Origin of the sequence: Pseudomonas sp. AM8, assembly GCF_036346475.1 — a bacterium.
Taxonomy (GTDB): Bacteria; Pseudomonadota; Gammaproteobacteria; order Pseudomonadales; family Pseudomonadaceae; genus Aquipseudomonas; species Aquipseudomonas marginalis.
Genome location: NZ_JAOTNX010000001.1, coordinates 430,844 through 447,321, shown reverse-complemented (window position 1 = coordinate 447,321; position 16,478 = coordinate 430,844). Strand labels below are relative to the sequence as shown.

Sequence of the window (16,478 nt, the reverse complement as noted above, 5' to 3'; positions counted from 1 at the left end):
GCACATGAATGATTTACAGATCGACGACATCAAGACCGACGAAAACGCCGCCATGGTGTTGCTGGTCGACGACCAGGCCATGATCGGCGAAGCCGTCCGGCGCGGCCTGGCCCACGAAGAAAACATCGACTTCCACTTCTGTGCCGACCCGCACCAGGCGATTGCCCAGGCCATCCGCATCAAGCCCACGGTGATCCTGCAGGACCTGGTGATGCCGGGCCTCGACGGCTTGACCCTGGTGCGCGAATACCGCAACCACCCGGCCACGCAGAACATCCCGATCATCGTGCTTTCCACCAAGGAAGACCCACTGATCAAGAGCGCGGCGTTCTCGGCGGGGGCCAACGATTACCTGGTCAAGCTGCCGGACAACATCGAACTGGTGGCGCGCATCCGCTATCACTCGCGTTCCTACATGACCCTGTTGCAGCGCGATGCCGCCTACCGTGCGCTGCGGGTCAGCCAGCAACAGCTGCTGGACACCAACCTGGTGCTGCAACGGCTGATGAACTCCGATGGCCTGACCGGGCTGTCCAACCGCCGCCACTTCGACGAATACCTGGAGCTGGAATGGCGCCGCGCCATGCGTGACCAGACCCAGCTGTCATTGCTGATGATCGACGTGGATTTCTTCAAGACCTACAACGACAGCTTTGGCCACGTCGAGGGTGATGAAGCCTTGCGCAAGGTCGCCAACACCATCCGCGAAGCCAGCAGCCGCCCCTCGGACCTGCCGGCACGCTACGGCGGCGAAGAGTTTGCCCTGGTGTTGCCGAACACCTCGCCGGGTGGGGCACGCCTGGTGGCGGAAAAGCTGCGCATGGCCGTCGCCGCACTGAAAATCCCGCATATCGCCCCGGCGGAAGGCTCGAGCCTGACCATCAGCATCGGGCTGTCGACCATGACGCCGGTGCAGGGTACCGATTGCCGCCAGTTGATCATGGCGGCGGACAAGGGCTTGTATACGGCCAAGCACAACGGGCGAAACCTGGTCGGCATCGAGTGACTCGAGGCCGCAACAGATCAAAATGTGGGAGGGGGCTTGCCCCCTCCCACATTTAACCCTGCGTAGTCTGCCTTTTCGCCAGGCGGGCTGCCGCTCCCCCCCGTTTGCCGTTATACTCGCCGGCTTTCAAAAGTTCGCCAACGAGTGCTGCCCGCCATGGAAATCAACCCGATCCTTAACACCATCAAGGACCTGTCCGAGCGCTCCGAAACTATTCGGGGGTATCTTTGACTACGATCAAAAGCATGAGCGCCTGACCGAAGTCAATCGCGAGCTTGAAGATCCGAGTGTCTGGAACAAACCTGAATACGCCCAGGAACTGGGGCGCGAGCGCGCTGCGCTGGCGCAGATCGTCGACACCCTCGACGAACTGAATACCGGCCTGGCCGATTGCCGCGACCTGCTGGACATGGCCGTCGAGGAAAACGACGAAGGCGCAGTGGGCGATGTCGTCGCCGAGCTGGCCCGTCTCGAGGAAAACCTCGCCAAGCTTGAATTCCGTCGCATGTTCAGCCACGAAATGGACCCGAACAACGCCTACCTGGACATCCAGGCCGGTTCCGGCGGCACCGAAGCCCAGGACTGGGCCAACATCCTGCTGCGCATGTACCTGCGCTGGGCCGACAAACGCGGTTTCGACGCCACCATCATGGAACTGTCGGCTGGTGAAGTCGCCGGCATCAAGGGCGCGACCGTGCACATCAAGGGTGAATACGCCTTTGGCTGGCTGCGTACCGAGATCGGCGTACACCGCCTGGTGCGCAAGAGCCCGTTCGACTCCGGCAACCGTCGCCACACCTCGTTCTCTGCGGTGTTCGTCTCGCCCGAGATCGATGACAAGGTGGAAATCGAGATCAACCCGGCCGACCTGCGTATCGACACCTACCGCTCCTCCGGTGCCGGTGGCCAGCACGTAAACACCACCGACTCGGCCGTACGTATTACCCACGTACCGACCAACACCGTGGTGAGCTGCCAGAACGAACGTTCCCAGCACGCGAACAAGGACACCGCCATGAAAATGCTGCGGGCCAAGTTGTACGAGCAGGAAATGCAGAAGCGCAACGCCGCTTCCCAGGCCCTGGAAGACACCAAGTCGGATATCGGCTGGGGTCACCAGATCCGCTCTTATGTGCTCGATGCGTCGCGGATCAAGGATCTGCGCACTAACATCGAACGCAGCGACTGCGACAAGGTGCTCGACGGTGACATTGACGAATACCTGGAAGCCAGCCTGAAATCTGGCCTGTAACCCCTTGTAGGAACCGGGGGGACGCCTAGTCCTTGCCGGCGATCCCCGGCCTACGCCTGGGACAACGAACCTGATGGAAAATTTAAAGACATGAGCGACCAACAACTCGACCCGCAAGCCCTGCAACAGGAAGAAAACTCCCTGATCGCCCTGCGCAAGGAAAAGCTGGCTGCCGAGCGCGCCAAGGGCAATGCCTTCCCCAACGACTTCCGTCGCGACAACTACTGCGATGCCTTGCAGAAGCAGTACGCGGACAAGACCAAGGAAGAGCTGGCAGAAGCGGCGATCCCGGTCAAGGTGGCAGGTCGCATCATGCTCAACCGTGGCTCGTTCATGGTGATCCAGGACATGACCGGGCGTATCCAGGTCTACGTCAACCGCAAAACCCTGTCCGAAGAAACCCTGGCCTCGGTGAAAACCTGGGATATGGGCGACATCATCGCCGCCGAAGGCACCCTGGCCCGTTCCGGCAAGGGCGACCTGTACGTGGAAATGACCAGCGTGCGCCTGCTGACCAAGTCCCTGCGCCCGTTGCCGGACAAGCACCACGGCCTGACCGACACCGAGCAGCGTTACCGCCAGCGCTACGTTGACCTGATCGTCAACGAAGACGTGCGCCAGACCTTCCGCGTGCGTTCGCAGGTCATCGCGCACATCCGCAGCTTCCTGATGCAGCGTGACTTCCTGGAAGTGGAAACCCCGATGTTGCAGACCATCCCGGGTGGTGCCGCAGCCAAGCCGTTCGAAACCCACCACAACGCACTGGACCTGGAAATGTTCCTGCGTATCGCGCCTGAGTTGTACCTCAAGCGTCTTGTGGTCGGTGGCTTCGAGAAGGTGTTCGAGATCAACCGCAACTTCCGTAACGAAGGCGTCTCGACCCGGCACAACCCGGAATTCACCATGTTGGAGTTCTACCAGGCCTACGCCGACTACGAAGACAACATGGACCTCACCGAGGAACTGTTCCGCGAGCTGGCGCAGCTTGTCCTCGGGACTACCGACGTGCCGTACGGCGACAAGGTGTTCCACTTCGGCGAGCCGTTCGTGCGCCTGTCGGTGTTCGACTCGATCCTCAAGTACAACCCTGAGTTGACCGCAGACGACCTCAACGACATCGACAAGGCCCGCGCCATCGCCAAGAAAGCCGGTGCCAAGGTGCTCGGTTTCGAAGGCCTGGGCAAACTGCAGGTGATGATTTTCGAAGAGCTGGTGGAGCACAAGCTGGAACAGCCGCACTTCATTACCCAGTACCCGTTCGAAGTGTCGCCGCTGGCCCGTCGCAACGACGACAACCCGAACGTCACCGACCGTTTCGAGCTGTTCATCGGCGGCCGCGAAATCGCCAACGCCTACTCCGAGCTTAACGATGCCGAAGACCAGGCCGAGCGCTTCATGGCCCAGGTGGCCGACAAGGACGCTGGCGACGACGAAGCCATGCACTACGACGCCGACTTCGTACGTGCCCTGGAATACGGCATGCCGCCAACGGCCGGTGAAGGTATCGGCATCGACCGCCTGGTGATGTTGTTGACCAACTCGCCGTCGATCCGCGATGTGATCTTGTTCCCGCACATGCGGCCACAAGCGTAAATGTAGCGAAATCCGAAGCCGCCTTTTATAAGGCGGCTTTTTTATGTGGCGTTTTTAAGCGTCAAGCAAACAGCGCCAGGTTTTGATCTATTCAAGGATGTGTGTCGTGAACCGCGTAACCGCTCAAGAAGGTGCCGCCGGCATTGCCGCTGCCGTGGCTGAAAGCGTCCAGTACCAGGGCCGTAAGGCCAGCCGTCGGGGCAGCGAGCAACGCAGGCAAGACATTCTCGATGCAGCCATGCGCATCGTGGTGCGCGATGGCGTGCGGGCCGTGCGCCATCGGGCCGTGGCGGCCGAGGCCGGTGTGCCGTTGTCAGCCACTACCTATTACTTCAAGGACATCGATGACCTGCTCACCGATACCTTCGCCCAGTACGTTGAACGCAGCGCCGCCTTCATGGGCAAGCTATGGGTGCGTAACGAAGGCCTGCTGCGTGAGATGGTCGCCTATGGCGATGGCAGCCCGGAATCGCGCTCGCAACTGGCCGATGACATCGCGCGGCTGACCGCCGACTATGTGCTGCGCCAGTTGACCAACCGCCGCGAGCATTTGATGGCCGAACAGGCCTTTCGCCAGGAAGCCTTGCTCAACCCGCGCCTGGCTGAGCTGGTGCGTTCCCACCAGCAGATCCTGTTGCAGGGCACGGGGCAGTTTTTCCAGGTATTGGGCTCCCGCGAGCCGCAACAGGACGCCAAGGTGTTGACGGCGATTATCAGTCGGATGGAATATCAGGGCCTGCTGGGCGGCGCAGAGCCTCTGACCGGTGAAGAGATGCTTGAGATCCTCAAGCGTTACATGCATTTGGTGTTGGCCTCGGTCTGACACCGGGGGAGTCCAATGAAAACCTGGCGTGTGGCGGTAATCGCCTTGTCGTTCCTGTTGCTCAGCGGTTGCCTGGTCACGTTCAAGGACCCGTTGCCCGCCCATGAGGCGGCACCGGATGAGTTGCTGGGCCATTGGACCAGCAGGAATGCCTGGGGCGAACCGCTCAATCTGCGCATCAGCCGTGCCGGTGAGCACCGCTACAAGGCGGTGAGCTACCCTAAAGCCACGCCGGCCCAGCGCGATGAGTACCTGTTTACCGTTTCGCGTCATGGCAACCGCTGGTACCTGTCGGCACCGTTGCCGGCCCGGTTCGGAGGGCATTACTTCCTGGCGGGGTTCGAGTTCGACGATAAGCACGAATTGGTGGTCTATAACCTCGACCTCGAACAGATTCACCAGGCCATCGGGCAACAGGTGCTGCAGGGCAGCAGCGTGGATACCGTCGAAGGCGCCGGCGTACGGGTCGACAGTTCCATGAGCCAGGTGTTTGCCTACCTGGATGATCCGGCCAATGCCGATGTGTTCGTTGAAGCCGTGCGCTACCAGCGTGCGGGCAAATAACGTTTAAAGAGGAAGCACCGGGTGGACGATTACCAGCAGACGATACGCAGCTTGTCCGATCGCATTGTGCTGGCGCAAACACCGATTCGCGTCCTCGACGCCGTGAAGTGGGACGACAACATTCGCCAGGGATTCCTCAAGGCCAAGGGCAAGGCCATGCCCGCCGTGGATCGCGACTATTACCTGAACCGGCCGCTGTCGTTCGACTCCAGTGCGGTAAAGCTGGAATTCCAGAACATCGAACGCGACATCACTCGCCGCCTCGGCCAGTTCAGCCCGGTGGGGCAGATCATGCGCCGCATGTGCCGCGAATACCGCATGGTGGTGCGCATGCTCGAAGCCCGCGGCACCGAGGACTTCGGCCTGATTTCCCAGGAGCTGTACGGCGCCGCCTCCGACGCCTTCCACGCCGGCGACCCGACCCTGGCTGACCTGGGCCTGATGCTCTCCGACTACCTGAACAATATCGACGGCCGTGGCGACCTCAAGGACGAAGCCAAGACCCTGACCGCCAAGGACGCCGTGGCCCTGCTGCAAACCCGCCTGAACAAGGTATTTGGCGAAGCCGAAGAGACCATCCGGGTGTTTGAGTCCGACGGCATCGTTGCCGATGCCGCAGCGGGAGCCGACTACATCAAGATCCGCGCCGACGCGATGTTCAACGACCGCGACGTGCGTGCGCTGGAAGTCCACGAAGGCCTGGTGCATGTCGGTACCACGCTCAACGGCCAGAACCAGCCGATCTGCACGTTCCTGTCCAAGGGCCCGCCGTCGTCCACCGTGACCCAGGAAGGCCTGGCGATCCTCATGGAGATCATTACGTTCGCCTCCTACCCGAGCCGCTTGCGCAAGCTGACCAACCGCACCCGTGCGATCCACATGGTGGAAGAGGGTGCCGACTTCCTGCAGGTGTTCGAGTTCTTCCGCGAGCAAGGCTTTGAAATGGCCGAAAGTTATGGCAACGCCAGCCGGGTATTCCGTGGCTCGGTGCCGAACGGCCTGCCGTTTACCAAGGATCTGTCCTACCTCAAGGGCTTTATCATGGTCTACAACTACATCCAGCTGGCCGTGCGCAAAGGCAAGCTGGAGCAAGTGCCGCTGCTGTTCTGCGGCAAGACCACCCTGGAAGACATGCGCACCTTGCGCCAACTGGTGGACGAAGGCCTGGTGGTGCCGCCCAAGTACCTGCCGGAGCAGTTCCGCGACATGAATGCACTGGCGGCGTGGATGTGTTTCTCCAACTTCCTCAACCACTTGAGCCTGGACCGGATCGAGGCGGATTACTCCAATATCCTTTAAACGTTGTTATTCACGAGGCTTCAACGGATGAGAATCCTCGGCATTCTGTGCCTGCTACTCACATTGAACGGTTGCAGCTCGCTGCTGTTCTACCCCGAACCCGGCCTGCCATTCACGCCCGAAAAAGCGCACTTGCAATACCGTGATGTCACCCTCACCACCGCCGACGGCGTCAAGCTGCATGCCTGGTGGCTGCCGGCCAAACCCGGCGTACCTCTCAAGGGCACGGTGCTGCACCTGCACGGCAACGGCGGTAACCTGGCCTGGCACCTGGGCGGCAGCTGGTGGTTGCCGGAGCAGGGCTACCAGGTACTGCTGCTGGACTATCGCGGTTACGGGCTGTCGGCAGGCAAGCCCTCGCTGCCAGCGATCTATCAGGACGTGGACGCGGCGTTCAACTGGCTCGACCAGGCGCCCGAAACCCAGGGCCAGCCGTTGATCGTCCTCGGTCAAAGCCTCGGTGGTGCGCTGGCGGTGCATTACCTGGCGGAACACCCGCAGCGTCAAGTCCAACTCAAGGCCCTGGTACTGGACGGCGTGCCGGCCAGTTATCGTGACGTAGGACAATTCGCCCTGAGCACCTCCTGGTTAACATGGCCCTTCCAGGTGCCCTTGTCTTGGCTGGTGCCCGACGCCGACAGCGCGATCAACGCCATGCCGCAACTGACCGGCGTGCCGAAATTGCTGTTCCACAGCCTGGATGACCCGATCGTGCCCGTGGCCAACGGTATCCGCCTGTATCAGGCCGCGCCGCCGCCACGGGTATTGCAGTTGACCCGCGGCGGCCATGTGCAGACCTTTGCCGACAAGACTTGGCAAACCGTGATGCTGCGCTATCTGGACGACCCGCAGCACTTCAACGGCCTGCGCCGCCTGGGCGAGATTCCGAATTACCCCATTCCTAAAGTTGATCCATCAGAGAGCCCGCAATGAGTGAAGAACGCAACATGATCCCGCTGATCCTCACCGGTATCGGCACCATCATCGGCACCGTCGGCTGCCTGTGGTACTACGGCTATTTGCACTTCGCCAAGCCTGAGGATGCGTTGCTGCTCAGCGACTTCACCATGCTCAAGACCGTGCCGGGCGAGGACTACAAGATCTCCCTGACCCCGGCCGCTCAAGTGGCACAGTGCGTCGATGGTGTGCTGGTCATGTTCGATACCGAACAAAAAGGCTTGAGTGGAGTGTTGGTCAACAACAAAAAGCAGGCGGTGCGTTGCATGGGCCAGGAAACCCCGCAACTGCAGCAGTAAGCCAGCGCGTCGAGTCCGTGGGAAAACGCCACTCAGCCTGGGGATTCGTCCCTTGGTGCAGGTCCGAGTCTTCCCAGGCCGGAACCATCTCTATTTGCCCGCCACAGACTATGGACTGATCGGTGTGACTGATCGGTCCTTTTCGTTAGTTATTGTGGAGTCGACATTTATGACAAGCATCAGCGGAACACAGTCTCCAGTGAATACGGGCAGCTATGGCGCCGGCGGGAGCTCCCAGGGAGACCTCAACCAACAGATTGATGACGTAAAAAGCAAAATTAACCAAATGGAGTCACAAGGCTCCCAGGGTGGGCAGGGAAGCGGTGGGGCCGGCGGCGGAGAGAGTCTCGAGGACCTGAAGGAGCTACTGAAGAAGCTGCTTGCACAACTGCAGCAACAAGGTGCACAGGGCGGCCAAGGCGGCGAAGGCGGCCAGGGCAATGGCCAGATTCCGCAACCCGACTATCAGGGGGGGGGCTCGATCAACACCTGATTGCCCACCCGTGGAAAAACCCGCCTGCCATAGGCGGGTTTTTGTGTATCCGGGGTCAGGTTAGCCACGGCCCGCTCAATGTCCACAGGGGGGCGGGATTTATTTGGAACCATATCGCGCAAGACGCCACAGAAAGCGGTGTAACTTACACACTTCAGGGCCGAGAAAGTGGCGATATCTATTTTTTCAAATCCTGCAAATCCTGCAGCTCCTGAAAGTCCGGCATTACGCAACATGCGGGATATGGTCAGGTGCCATGAGGATCTGGAACGGCAGCAAGCTCGGGAGCAGAAAAAGCAACTGATGGAGCATTTGCCGAAACAGGCCCATGCCCCGAAGATTGAGCTGCCAGCGGAGGACACAAACCGTCCTGTCCAATTCGGCGAGCCCAAAAAAAACCCACCATAAGGTGGGTTTTCTTATCCAGCATCAATCAATCAGTTGGCGACGGACGAGCGTGGCTTGACCGGCTGGTTATCGTTGGAGATGGTCACTTCAACGCGGCGGTTCATGGCACGGCCCGAGACGCTGCCGTTGTCGGCAACCGGGTATTCCTTGCCATAGCCGGTGGTCACGATGCGGCGTGGGTCAACGCCCATCTTGATCAGCGCAACCTGCACAGAAGCGGCACGTCGCTCCGACAGGCTCTGGTTGTAGGCATCGCTGCCTGTGCTGTCCGTGTAACCTTCAACGATCACCTGGCGATCCGGGTTTTCCTGAAGGAACTGCGCCAGCTTATTGATGTTGACCAGGCCGCTGGACTTCAGGTCGGCCTTGTTGGTGGCAAACAGCACGTCGCCAAAGGTCACCAGAGTACCGCGCTCGGTTTGCTTGGCGTTCAAGCTGTCCTGCAGCTGCTTGATCTGCGCATCACGGGCCTCGAGCAGGGCACGGGCGCGTTCGTCGCCGGCGTTTTTCAGCTTGGCTTCGGATTCGCGCAGCACGATGGTGTCTTTGGCCACTTCAACGCGCTGGTTGGTCAGGTAGGCCAGTTGATCGACCTTCTTCTGGTCTTCCTTGTCGCGGTAGGCCTTGTCAGCCTTGTCCAGCCAATCGCTGGCGTCCTTGGTTTCCAGCGCGGCAAGCTTGGTGGCTTGCGGGTTGGTTTGCAGGGACGAGAAGTTGGTCCGTGCGTTTTCCAGGTTTGCGTTGGGCGGGGTAGAGCAGGCCGCCAGGGCAACGCTCATCGCCAGCAGGGCAGGGATCATCAATTGTTTACGCATAGTCGTGTCGTCCTTTCAATTCGATATCGGGTGCAGTGCAATCAGGCGCGGCGCTTTATTTCTGCTGGATAGCAGCCGGGCGCATACCTTCCTGACGCAGCTCCTGAACAGCTTTCTGGGAATCCTTCACAGCCTGTTCGGCCTTGGCCGCCTGGGACTTGCGCTCTGCAACGCGAGCATCCCATTCAGCCTGTTCGGCCAGGCGACGCGCCTCGTCATAATTCTTGTCGTGCATGGCGATTTCGGCTTGCTTGAGCTTGTCCTGGGCCGATTTCATTTCAACTGCTGCGTACTCGGTACCGCCGGCGCTCACTGCGCTGTTGACCGCGGACTGAGTCACCGCGTACTGCTCGGTTGGCGGGTTGCCGGCGCAGCCAGCCAAAACGAAGCTGGTGCCGATTGCCAGCGCGGCCAATTTAAGCCCGCGCAGGTGGTTAAACGTGGATTTGGCAGTGCTGGTCTTCATCGTCTTCAACTCCATTGGATAGCTCCTAAAAACATCAAAATCCATCGCAGTCGGTGAACGGCTTGGGGCGCGGCGGTAAAGCGCGACAGGCCCTTTCAAACGGCCGTTCCAAGTGATGGCTTACTGGCTGTGACCGGAGGCTTTTTTCAAAAGTTCAGAAGAGATGGCGATTTGCCTAAAAAAATATCTGACTGATTGGTCAGGGTAAAAAGTTGGAACTTTTGCCACGTGCAGGGGTACTCCGAGCCTCGGCAGAGGCCCGGAATACGGGGTTCAGATGGGTGTCAATCGAGTCCGTCAGTGCTTTTGGTCGTCGGCACTGGCAGACAAATCATGCAGATAGCGACGGGACAAGGTCAGGAACCGCGGCGTTGGCCCGACGTCCTCATAGAGCGGGTCGCCCTCTTCATCGGTGGCGATGACCTGTTGTCCCTTGATGTAGGGAAAGCTGGCTTCCAGCTCCTCAAGGGCGGCACCGATCAGCTCGCCGAGCAGTTCTTCGGTGTGGCGCTTAGGGTACATCTCGGCGATGGCTGCCAGCCGTGCAGCAGCCTCCACATCCAGATGGATGGCGTACTCGGTCTTGGTCAGGCGACCCTTGGCGTTCTCTTCCCAATGCTGGGCCAGTTCTCGAATTTTCATGGCAACCTCAATAAAGCCTGCGGTGGCAGGCGGTGATGAGTGACCAGCCGTGCGCGTGGATAAACGCGGCGGCTCACACTTGAGACTAGCTGCAAGTCACAAGGTTTAAAGTCTTGTCATAAAACGATGCCGGCGGCACTCTGACACACCTGCGCGTCCCGGATTTCTGGCTGGAGATTGGCTGATGAGTGATATCGATGCACGCTTGCGTGAGGATGTTCACCTGCTCGGTGAACTGTTGGGCAACACCATTCGAGAGCAGTACGGCGATGATTTTCTCGCCAAGATCGAACAGATCCGCAAAGGCGCCAAGGCCGACCGCCGCGGAGCCGCCCCGGACAAAGCCGCGGGTGATGAACTGAGCGCCAGCCTCAATCAGTTGCAGGAAAACGAACTGCTGCCGGTGGCGCGGGCCTTCAACCAGTTCCTCAACCTGGCCAATATCGCCGAGCAGTATCAGTTGATTCACCGGCGCGACGAGTCGCAACCGGCGCCGTTCGAGTCCCGCGTATTGCCGGAGTTACTGGCTCGCCTGCAGGGCGAGGGCCACAGCAATGAGTCCCTCGCCCGCCAGTTGGGGCGCCTGGACATCGAACTGGTCCTCACCGCCCACCCCACCGAAGTGGCACGCCGCACCCTGATCCAGAAATACGACGCCATCGCCGCGCAACTGGCGCTGCAGGATCATCGCGACCTCACCAGCGCTGAGCGCGAGCAGATCCGCCAGCGCCTGCAGCGCTTGATCGCCGAAGCCTGGCACACCGAAGAAATCCGCCGCACTCGGCCCACCCCGGTGGATGAAGCCAAGTGGGGCTTCGCGGTGATCGAGCATTCGTTGTGGCACGCCATCCCCAATTACTTGCGCAAGGCCGACCAGGCGTTACACGCGGCGACGGGCCTGCGTTTGCCGCTGGAAGCCGCGCCGATCCGCTTTGCGTCGTGGATGGGCGGCGACCGTGACGGCAACCCGAATGTCACCGCGCCGGTCACCCGCGAGGTGTTGCTGCTGGCGCGCTGGATGGCGGCCGACCTGTACCTGCGCGATATCGACCACCTGGCCTCCGAACTGTCGATGCAACAGGCCAGCCCGGCGTTGCAGGCCAAGGTCGGCGACAGCGTCGAACCTTATCGTGCCCTGCTCAAGCAACTGCGCGAACGCCTGCGCGCCACGCGCCAATGGGCCCATACCGCGTTGAGCAGCAGCACGCCGGCGCCTGCCGAGGTGTTGCAGAACAACCGCGATCTGCTCGAGCCACTGGAGCTGTGCTACCAGTCGTTGCACGCGTGCGGCATGGGCGTGATCGCCGACGGCCCGCTGCTCGATTGCCTGCGCCGGGCCGTAACCTTTGGTCTATTTCTGGTGCGCCTGGATGTGCGCCAGGATTCCAGTCGTCATTCGGCGGCGATGACTGAAATCACCGATTACCTGGGCCTGGGCCGTTACGAGGACTGGAACGAAGACATGCGCATCAGCTTCCTGATGAAGGAGCTGGCCAACCGTCGACCGCTGTTGCCGGGCTATTTCAAGCCATCGGCCGATACGGCCGAAGTGCTCAATACCTGCAAGGAAGTGGCCGCCGCGCCTGCCGCATCGTTAGGCTCGTATGTCATTTCCATGGCCGGTGCCGCGTCGGACGTATTGGCGGTGCAGCTGCTGCTTAAAGAGTCGGGCGTTCAACGGCCGATGCGCGTGATGCCGCTGTTCGAAACCCTGGCCGACCTGGATAACGCCGGTCCCGTGATCGAACAACTGTTGCTGCTGCCAGGCTACCGGGCGCGCTTGCAGGGCCCGCAGGAAGTGATGATCGGCTACTCCGACTCGGCCAAGGACGCCGGCACCACCGCCGCCGCCTGGGCGCAGTACCGGGCCCAGGAGCGGCTGGTGGATATCTGCCGTGAGCAACAGGTGGAATTGCTGCTGTTCCACGGTCGCGGCGGCACCGTCGGGCGTGGCGGCGGCCCGGCCCACGCGGCGATCCTGTCGCAACCGCCGGGTTCGGTGGCGGGGCGTTTCCGTACCACCGAGCAAGGCGAGATGATTCGCTTCAAGTTCGGCTTGCCGGACATTGCTGAACAGAACCTCAATCTCTACCTGGCCGCCGTGTTGGAAGCGACATTGCTGCCACCGCCGCCACCGGAGCCGGCGTGGCGCCATTTGATGGATGAATTGGCGGCCGACGGCGTCAGCGCTTACCGTGCGGTGGTGCGGGAAAATCCGCAATTCGTCGAGTATTTTCGCCAATCCACCCCGGAGCAGGAGCTGGGCCGGCTACCTCTGGGCAGTCGCCCGGCCAAGCGTCGCGCCGGTGGTATAGAAAGCCTGCGCGCCATTCCGTGGATCTTCGGTTGGACCCAGACTCGCCTGATGCTGCCGGCCTGGCTGGGTTGGGAGGCCGCGTTGAGCAAGGCCCTGGAGCGCGGCGAAGGTGAACTGCTGGGGCAGATGCGCGAACAGTGGCCGTTCTTCCGCACCCGCATCGATATGCTGGAAATGGTCCTGGCCAAGGCCGATGCCGATATTGCGCGCCTGTATGACGAGCGCCTGGTGCAGCCGGACCTGTTGCCACTGGGGGCGCACTTACGCGACCTATTGTCGCAGGCCTGCGACGTGGTGCTTGGCCTGACCGGCCAGTCGCAACTGCTGGCCCACAGCCCTGACACCCTGGAGTTCATCCGCCTGCGCAACACCTACCTCGATCCCTTGCACCTGTTGCAGGCCGAGTTGCTGGCGCGCTCGCGTCGCCAGGAAGCCGCGCAGGACAGCCCTCTGGAACAGGCGTTGCTGGTGTCCGTGGCCGGTATTGCCGCCGGCCTGCGCAACACCGGCTGAGGTTTTTTGCGTGTTCTCAAAGGCTTGCGGATAAACCACGACGGCCGCCCTGAAAGGGGTGGTCGGCGTTTACAGCACGGGTTGCACTCAGGCACACCCTACCTATGACGTACGCGTGGCGCGGGTTCCTGCGACTTTTGGCGGCTTGTGTGGTTAGGGCCCGCTGTGTATCTTGATCAGCCTTTGGCCGTTTGGGCGGCCTGGGCCCATGTTTTCATGAGCCCTATATTTTTACGCGATTGGCCCCTCGCGGCGAATCCGAGCGTCATCTCTATAAAAAATTGAGGAGCACATCGATGCGCGTCATTCTGCTGGGAGCTCCCGGGGCCGGTAAAGGTACTCAGGCAAAGTTCATCACTGAAAAATTCGGCATTCCACAAATCTCCACCGGCGACATGCTGCGTGCTGCCGTCAAGGCCGGCACCGAGCTGGGCCTGATCGCCAAGAGCGTGATGGACAGCGGTGGCCTGGTCTCCGATGACCTGATCATCAACCTGGTCAAGGAACGCATCAGCCAGGAAGACTGCAAGAACGGCTTCCTGTTCGATGGTTTCCCACGCACCATTCCCCAGGCTGAAGCCCTGGTGAAAGCCGGCGTCGAGCTGGACGCCGTGGTGGAAATCGCGGTTGAAGATGAAGAAATCGTCCAGCGTATCGCCGGTCGTCGCGTCCACGAAGCCTCCGGCCGCGTGTACCACACCGTCTACAACCCGCCCAAAGTTGAAGGCAAGGACGATGTCACCGGTGAAGACCTGGTGCAGCGTAAGGACGACACCGAAGAAACCGTGCGTCATCGCCTGTCGGTCTACCATTCCCAGACCAAGCCGCTGGTGGATTTCTACCAGAAGCTGTCCGCAGCCCAAGGCAAGCCGAAGTACAGCCATATCCCTGGCGTCGGCTCGGTAGAAGCCATCACTGCCAAGGTCCTGCAAGCATTGAGCTGATCCTTTATCGGCTGATAGACAACGGCCCGCTTGCGGGCCGTTGTTGTTTATACTGGCGCACTTTTTTTCGACTTGGACACCCATACCGATGAGCACCCTGCTGGCCCTGGACACCGCGACTGAAGCTTGCTCCGTTGCCTTGCTGCACGATGGCAAGGTCACAAGCCACTACGAGGTGATCCCGCGCCTGCACGCGCAGAAGCTGTTGCCGATGATCAAGCAGCTGCTTGAAGACGCGGGCACCACCCTGTCGGCCGTGGATGCCATCGCCTTTGGCCGTGGCCCGGGAGCGTTCACCGGGGTGCGCATCGCCATTGGCGTGGTCCAGGGCCTGGCCTTTGCGTTGGAATGCCCGGTGCTGCCGGTCTCCAACCTTGCCGTACTGGCCCAACGTGCCTTGCGCGAACACGGCGCCCAGCAGGTGGCGGCGGCGATCGATGCGCGTATGGACGAAGTGTATTGGGGTTGCTACCGCGAAACGGCTGGCGAAATGCGCCTTGTCGGCGTGGAAGCGGTGCAGCCACCGGAATCGGCGGTATTGCCGGGCGATGCCAGCGGTGACTGGTTCGGCGCTGGCACCGGTTGGGGTTATGGCGAGCGTATCGGCGTTCAACCCGCTGGCCAGGACGCCACCCTGTTGCCTCACGCCGAAGACCTGCTGACCCTGGCGCGCTTTGCGTTCGAACGTGGCGAGGCTATTCCTGCGGATCAGGCCGCACCGGTTTACCTGCGCGATAAAGTCGCGCAGACCAAGGCGGAAAGAGGGATTATTTGACGCCAAAAATGATGGCAATTTGAGGCAAAAGTCGCCAATCGTCAGAATTTGCCCGGGTTTTTAAACCTTTTTCAAATTATGTGTTCTAGTTATCACCAGAGCATTTGCGCGCGACGGACAGTGCTGCCAAAATGCCATTACTGATAGCGAGTTCGCGCCTATGCGTATAGATGGATTTTCCTCACAGTCGTACCCGATCAAGCGCAAGCCGCGTAAGGCAAACGCCACGGTGGACGACTCCGTCGAGGATTCGCCGGACTTCATTGAGGTCCAATCCGATGCGCAGGCCAGTTCACAAGCCCGCATCAGCGGCGTTCCCGCCCGTCAGCAAGACATGGTCTTCCCGCGCTCCATGAGCAAAAGCGTTGCCACCGCCCTGGCCAGCTACCTGACCACCGCCGGATTTGTCGAATGGGATATGGAAGTGCTGGGTCTCGACATCCACATCTGATGCGCCTGCCTTACTACCTCGGCTGCCCGTCCTGGAGTGAAAACGCCTGGCGCGAGTACCTGTACCCAGTCGACGCCCGCTCCAGCGATTACCTTGCCCTTTATTCCCAGGTCTTCAACGCCGTTGAGGGCAATACCACGTTCTACGCTCGCCCCTCGGCCGCTACCGTGCAGCGCTGGGTCGACATCATGCCCGACGATTTTCGCTTCACTGCCAAATTCCCCGGTGACATCAGTCACGGTGGCGACTTGCGCGAGCAATTGCCGGCCGCGGAAAGTTTTGTCGGTTTGATGAGCCCGCTCGGTGAACGTGTTTCGCCGCTGTGGCTGCAACTGTCGGCGAGTTTTTCGCCGCAACGCCTGGCTGAACTGGCCGGTTTTATCGATGGCCTGGAACGCCCGATGGCGGTGGAAGTACGCCACCCTGAGTTCTTCGCCAAGGGCGATGCCGAGCGCACGCTCAACCGTTTGTTGCGTGATCGCGGTGTCGAGCGCATCTGTCTCGACCCGCGCGCGTTGTTCAGTTGCACGTCGACCTCGGCGGCGGTACTGCACGCACAATCGAAAAAGCCCAAGGTGCCACCCCGTCCGGCAGCGCTGACCCAGTTTCCCCAAGTGCGTTTTATCGGTCATCCGGAGCTTGAGGCCAATGACCCGTTCCTGGTGCCGTGGGTGGAAAAAATCGCGGGTTGGATCGAAGAAGGCCGCACACCCTACGTGTTCCTGCACACCTCGGACAACCGCCTGGCCGCACAACTGGCCCTGCGTTTCCACGCCAAGTTGATGCTGCGCCTGCCCGGCCTTCCGGCGCTGCCGACGTTGGATCGGCAACCCGAAGCGGAACAACTGGGGTTACTCTAGG

The 16,478-nt window shown here is 60.9% G+C and carries 17 protein-coding genes; 14 read left to right on the top strand and 3 right to left on the bottom strand.

Annotated elements, in window-relative coordinates:
* The first annotated feature begins 4 nt into the window (after positions 1-4).
* The 9 genes from V3W40_RS02135 to V3W40_RS02095 all read left to right on the top strand — a co-directional run bounded on the left by V3W40_RS02135 (position 5) and on the right by V3W40_RS02095 (position 8,286).
* Positions 5-1,006 (top strand): response regulator, encoded by a 1,002-nt coding sequence (locus V3W40_RS02135; protein WP_065926488.1) that lies wholly within the window; start codon positions 5-7, stop codon positions 1,004-1,006.
* Positions 1,007-1,162: 156 nt separating this feature from the next.
* Positions 1,163-2,258 (top strand): peptide chain release factor 2 gene (gene prfB / locus V3W40_RS02130; protein ID WP_098465888.1). Its coding sequence is split into 2 segments (ribosomal slippage): positions 1,163-1,234 and positions 1,236-2,258, totalling 1,095 coding nucleotides; the frame shifts between segments, so codons are not numbered across the junction.
* A gap of 90 nt (positions 2,259-2,348) precedes the next feature.
* Positions 2,349-3,851: a lysine--tRNA ligase gene (gene lysS, locus V3W40_RS02125; protein WP_065926487.1), complete on the top strand. Its 1,503-nt coding sequence runs from the start codon at positions 2,349-2,351 to the stop codon at positions 3,849-3,851.
* 106 nt (positions 3,852-3,957) lie between these two features.
* Positions 3,958-4,674, top strand: coding sequence for a TetR/AcrR family transcriptional regulator (locus V3W40_RS02120; protein ID WP_027604515.1), 717 nt, complete (start codon positions 3,958-3,960; stop codon positions 4,672-4,674).
* A gap of 15 nt (positions 4,675-4,689) precedes the next feature.
* Entirely contained in the window at positions 4,690-5,238 is a 549-nt protein-coding gene (locus tag V3W40_RS02115; protein ID WP_065926486.1) for a hypothetical protein, read from the top strand.
* A 21-nt stretch (positions 5,239-5,259) separates the two neighbouring features.
* Positions 5,260-6,537 (top strand): flavohemoglobin expression-modulating QEGLA motif protein, encoded by a 1,278-nt coding sequence (locus V3W40_RS02110; RefSeq protein ID WP_027604513.1) that lies wholly within the window; start codon positions 5,260-5,262, stop codon positions 6,535-6,537.
* A gap of 27 nt (positions 6,538-6,564) precedes the next feature.
* Complete coding sequence (locus tag V3W40_RS02105; protein WP_330214336.1) at positions 6,565-7,470, top strand: alpha/beta hydrolase; 906 nt, start codon at positions 6,565-6,567, stop codon at positions 7,468-7,470.
* The gene (locus V3W40_RS02100) at positions 7,467-7,793 is read left to right on the top strand and encodes a hypothetical protein (RefSeq protein ID WP_003172217.1); all 327 of its coding nucleotides are present in this window, start codon (positions 7,467-7,469) and stop codon (positions 7,791-7,793) included. The genes V3W40_RS02105 and V3W40_RS02100 overlap by 4 nt, the downstream gene beginning before the upstream one ends.
* A 169-nt stretch (positions 7,794-7,962) precedes the next feature.
* Complete coding sequence (locus tag V3W40_RS02095) at positions 7,963-8,286, top strand: hypothetical protein (RefSeq protein WP_065926485.1); 324 nt, start codon at positions 7,963-7,965, stop codon at positions 8,284-8,286.
* A 437-nt stretch (positions 8,287-8,723) separates the two neighbouring features.
* Here V3W40_RS02095 and V3W40_RS02090 read toward each other — a convergent pair whose 3' ends face one another.
* The 3 genes from V3W40_RS02090 to V3W40_RS02080 all read right to left on the bottom strand — a co-directional run bounded on the left by V3W40_RS02090 (position 8,724) and on the right by V3W40_RS02080 (position 10,617).
* Positions 8,724-9,509: an OmpA family protein gene (locus V3W40_RS02090; RefSeq protein WP_027604511.1), complete on the bottom strand. Its 786-nt coding sequence runs from the start codon at positions 9,507-9,509 to the stop codon at positions 8,724-8,726.
* Between the two features lie 55 nt (positions 9,510-9,564).
* Positions 9,565-9,975: a DUF4398 domain-containing protein gene (locus V3W40_RS02085; RefSeq protein WP_169899499.1), complete on the bottom strand. Its 411-nt coding sequence runs from the start codon at positions 9,973-9,975 to the stop codon at positions 9,565-9,567.
* A 297-nt stretch (positions 9,976-10,272) separates the two neighbouring features.
* Positions 10,273-10,617 (bottom strand): hypothetical protein, encoded by a 345-nt coding sequence (locus V3W40_RS02080; protein ID WP_027604509.1) that lies wholly within the window; start codon positions 10,615-10,617, stop codon positions 10,273-10,275.
* A gap of 184 nt (positions 10,618-10,801) precedes the next feature.
* On the opposite strand from V3W40_RS02080, the gene ppc reads away from it, so the two are divergent.
* From ppc to V3W40_RS02055, 5 genes are all read left to right on the top strand, one after another.
* Positions 10,802-13,447: a phosphoenolpyruvate carboxylase gene (gene ppc / locus V3W40_RS02075; protein ID WP_330214335.1), complete on the top strand. Its 2,646-nt coding sequence runs from the start codon at positions 10,802-10,804 to the stop codon at positions 13,445-13,447.
* Positions 13,448-13,743: 296 nt separating this feature from the next.
* Complete coding sequence (gene adk / locus V3W40_RS02070; protein ID WP_010212617.1) at positions 13,744-14,391, top strand: adenylate kinase; 648 nt, start codon at positions 13,744-13,746, stop codon at positions 14,389-14,391.
* A gap of 88 nt (positions 14,392-14,479) precedes the next feature.
* Positions 14,480-15,166, top strand: coding sequence for a tRNA (adenosine(37)-N6)-threonylcarbamoyltransferase complex dimerization subunit type 1 TsaB (gene tsaB / locus V3W40_RS02065; protein ID WP_065926483.1), 687 nt, complete (start codon positions 14,480-14,482; stop codon positions 15,164-15,166).
* Between the two features lie 160 nt (positions 15,167-15,326).
* A complete protein-coding gene (locus V3W40_RS02060; RefSeq protein ID WP_065926482.1) occupies positions 15,327-15,617 on the top strand; it encodes a hypothetical protein in 291 nt (96 codons plus the stop codon).
* The gene (locus tag V3W40_RS02055) at positions 15,617-16,477 is read left to right on the top strand and encodes a DUF72 domain-containing protein (protein ID WP_330214334.1); all 861 of its coding nucleotides are present in this window, start codon (positions 15,617-15,619) and stop codon (positions 16,475-16,477) included. Before V3W40_RS02060 ends, V3W40_RS02055 begins: the two co-directional genes overlap by 1 nt.
* The last annotated feature ends 1 nt before the right edge of the window (position 16,478 follow it).

Excerpts from the sequence above, each read along its gene's own strand:
- V3W40_RS02135 (WP_065926488.1), top strand. The coding sequence starts at position 5 with ATGAATGATTTACAGATCGACGACATCAAGACCGACGAAAACGCCGCC.
- lysS (WP_065926487.1), top strand. The coding sequence starts at position 2,349 with ATGAGCGACCAACAACTCGACCCGCAAGCCCTGCAACAGGAAGAAAAC.
- V3W40_RS02115 (WP_065926486.1), top strand. The coding sequence starts at position 4,690 with ATGAAAACCTGGCGTGTGGCGGTAATCGCCTTGTCGTTCCTGTTGCTC.
- V3W40_RS02105 (WP_330214336.1), top strand. The coding sequence starts at position 6,565 with ATGAGAATCCTCGGCATTCTGTGCCTGCTACTCACATTGAACGGTTGC.
- V3W40_RS02100 (WP_003172217.1), top strand. The coding sequence starts at position 7,467 with ATGAGTGAAGAACGCAACATGATCCCGCTGATCCTCACCGGTATCGGC.
- V3W40_RS02095 (WP_065926485.1), top strand. The coding sequence starts at position 7,963 with ATGACAAGCATCAGCGGAACACAGTCTCCAGTGAATACGGGCAGCTAT.
- V3W40_RS02090 (WP_027604511.1), bottom strand. The coding sequence starts at position 9,509 with ATGCGTAAACAATTGATGATCCCTGCCCTGCTGGCGATGAGCGTTGCC.
- V3W40_RS02085 (WP_169899499.1), bottom strand. The coding sequence starts at position 9,975 with ATGAAGACCAGCACTGCCAAATCCACGTTTAACCACCTGCGCGGGCTT.
- V3W40_RS02080 (WP_027604509.1), bottom strand. The coding sequence starts at position 10,617 with ATGAAAATTCGAGAACTGGCCCAGCATTGGGAAGAGAACGCCAAGGGT.
- ppc (WP_330214335.1), top strand. The coding sequence starts at position 10,802 with ATGAGTGATATCGATGCACGCTTGCGTGAGGATGTTCACCTGCTCGGT.
- adk (WP_010212617.1), top strand. The coding sequence starts at position 13,744 with ATGCGCGTCATTCTGCTGGGAGCTCCCGGGGCCGGTAAAGGTACTCAG.
- tsaB (WP_065926483.1), top strand. The coding sequence starts at position 14,480 with ATGAGCACCCTGCTGGCCCTGGACACCGCGACTGAAGCTTGCTCCGTT.
- V3W40_RS02060 (WP_065926482.1), top strand. The coding sequence starts at position 15,327 with ATGCGTATAGATGGATTTTCCTCACAGTCGTACCCGATCAAGCGCAAG.
- V3W40_RS02055 (WP_330214334.1), top strand. The coding sequence starts at position 15,617 with ATGCGCCTGCCTTACTACCTCGGCTGCCCGTCCTGGAGTGAAAACGCC.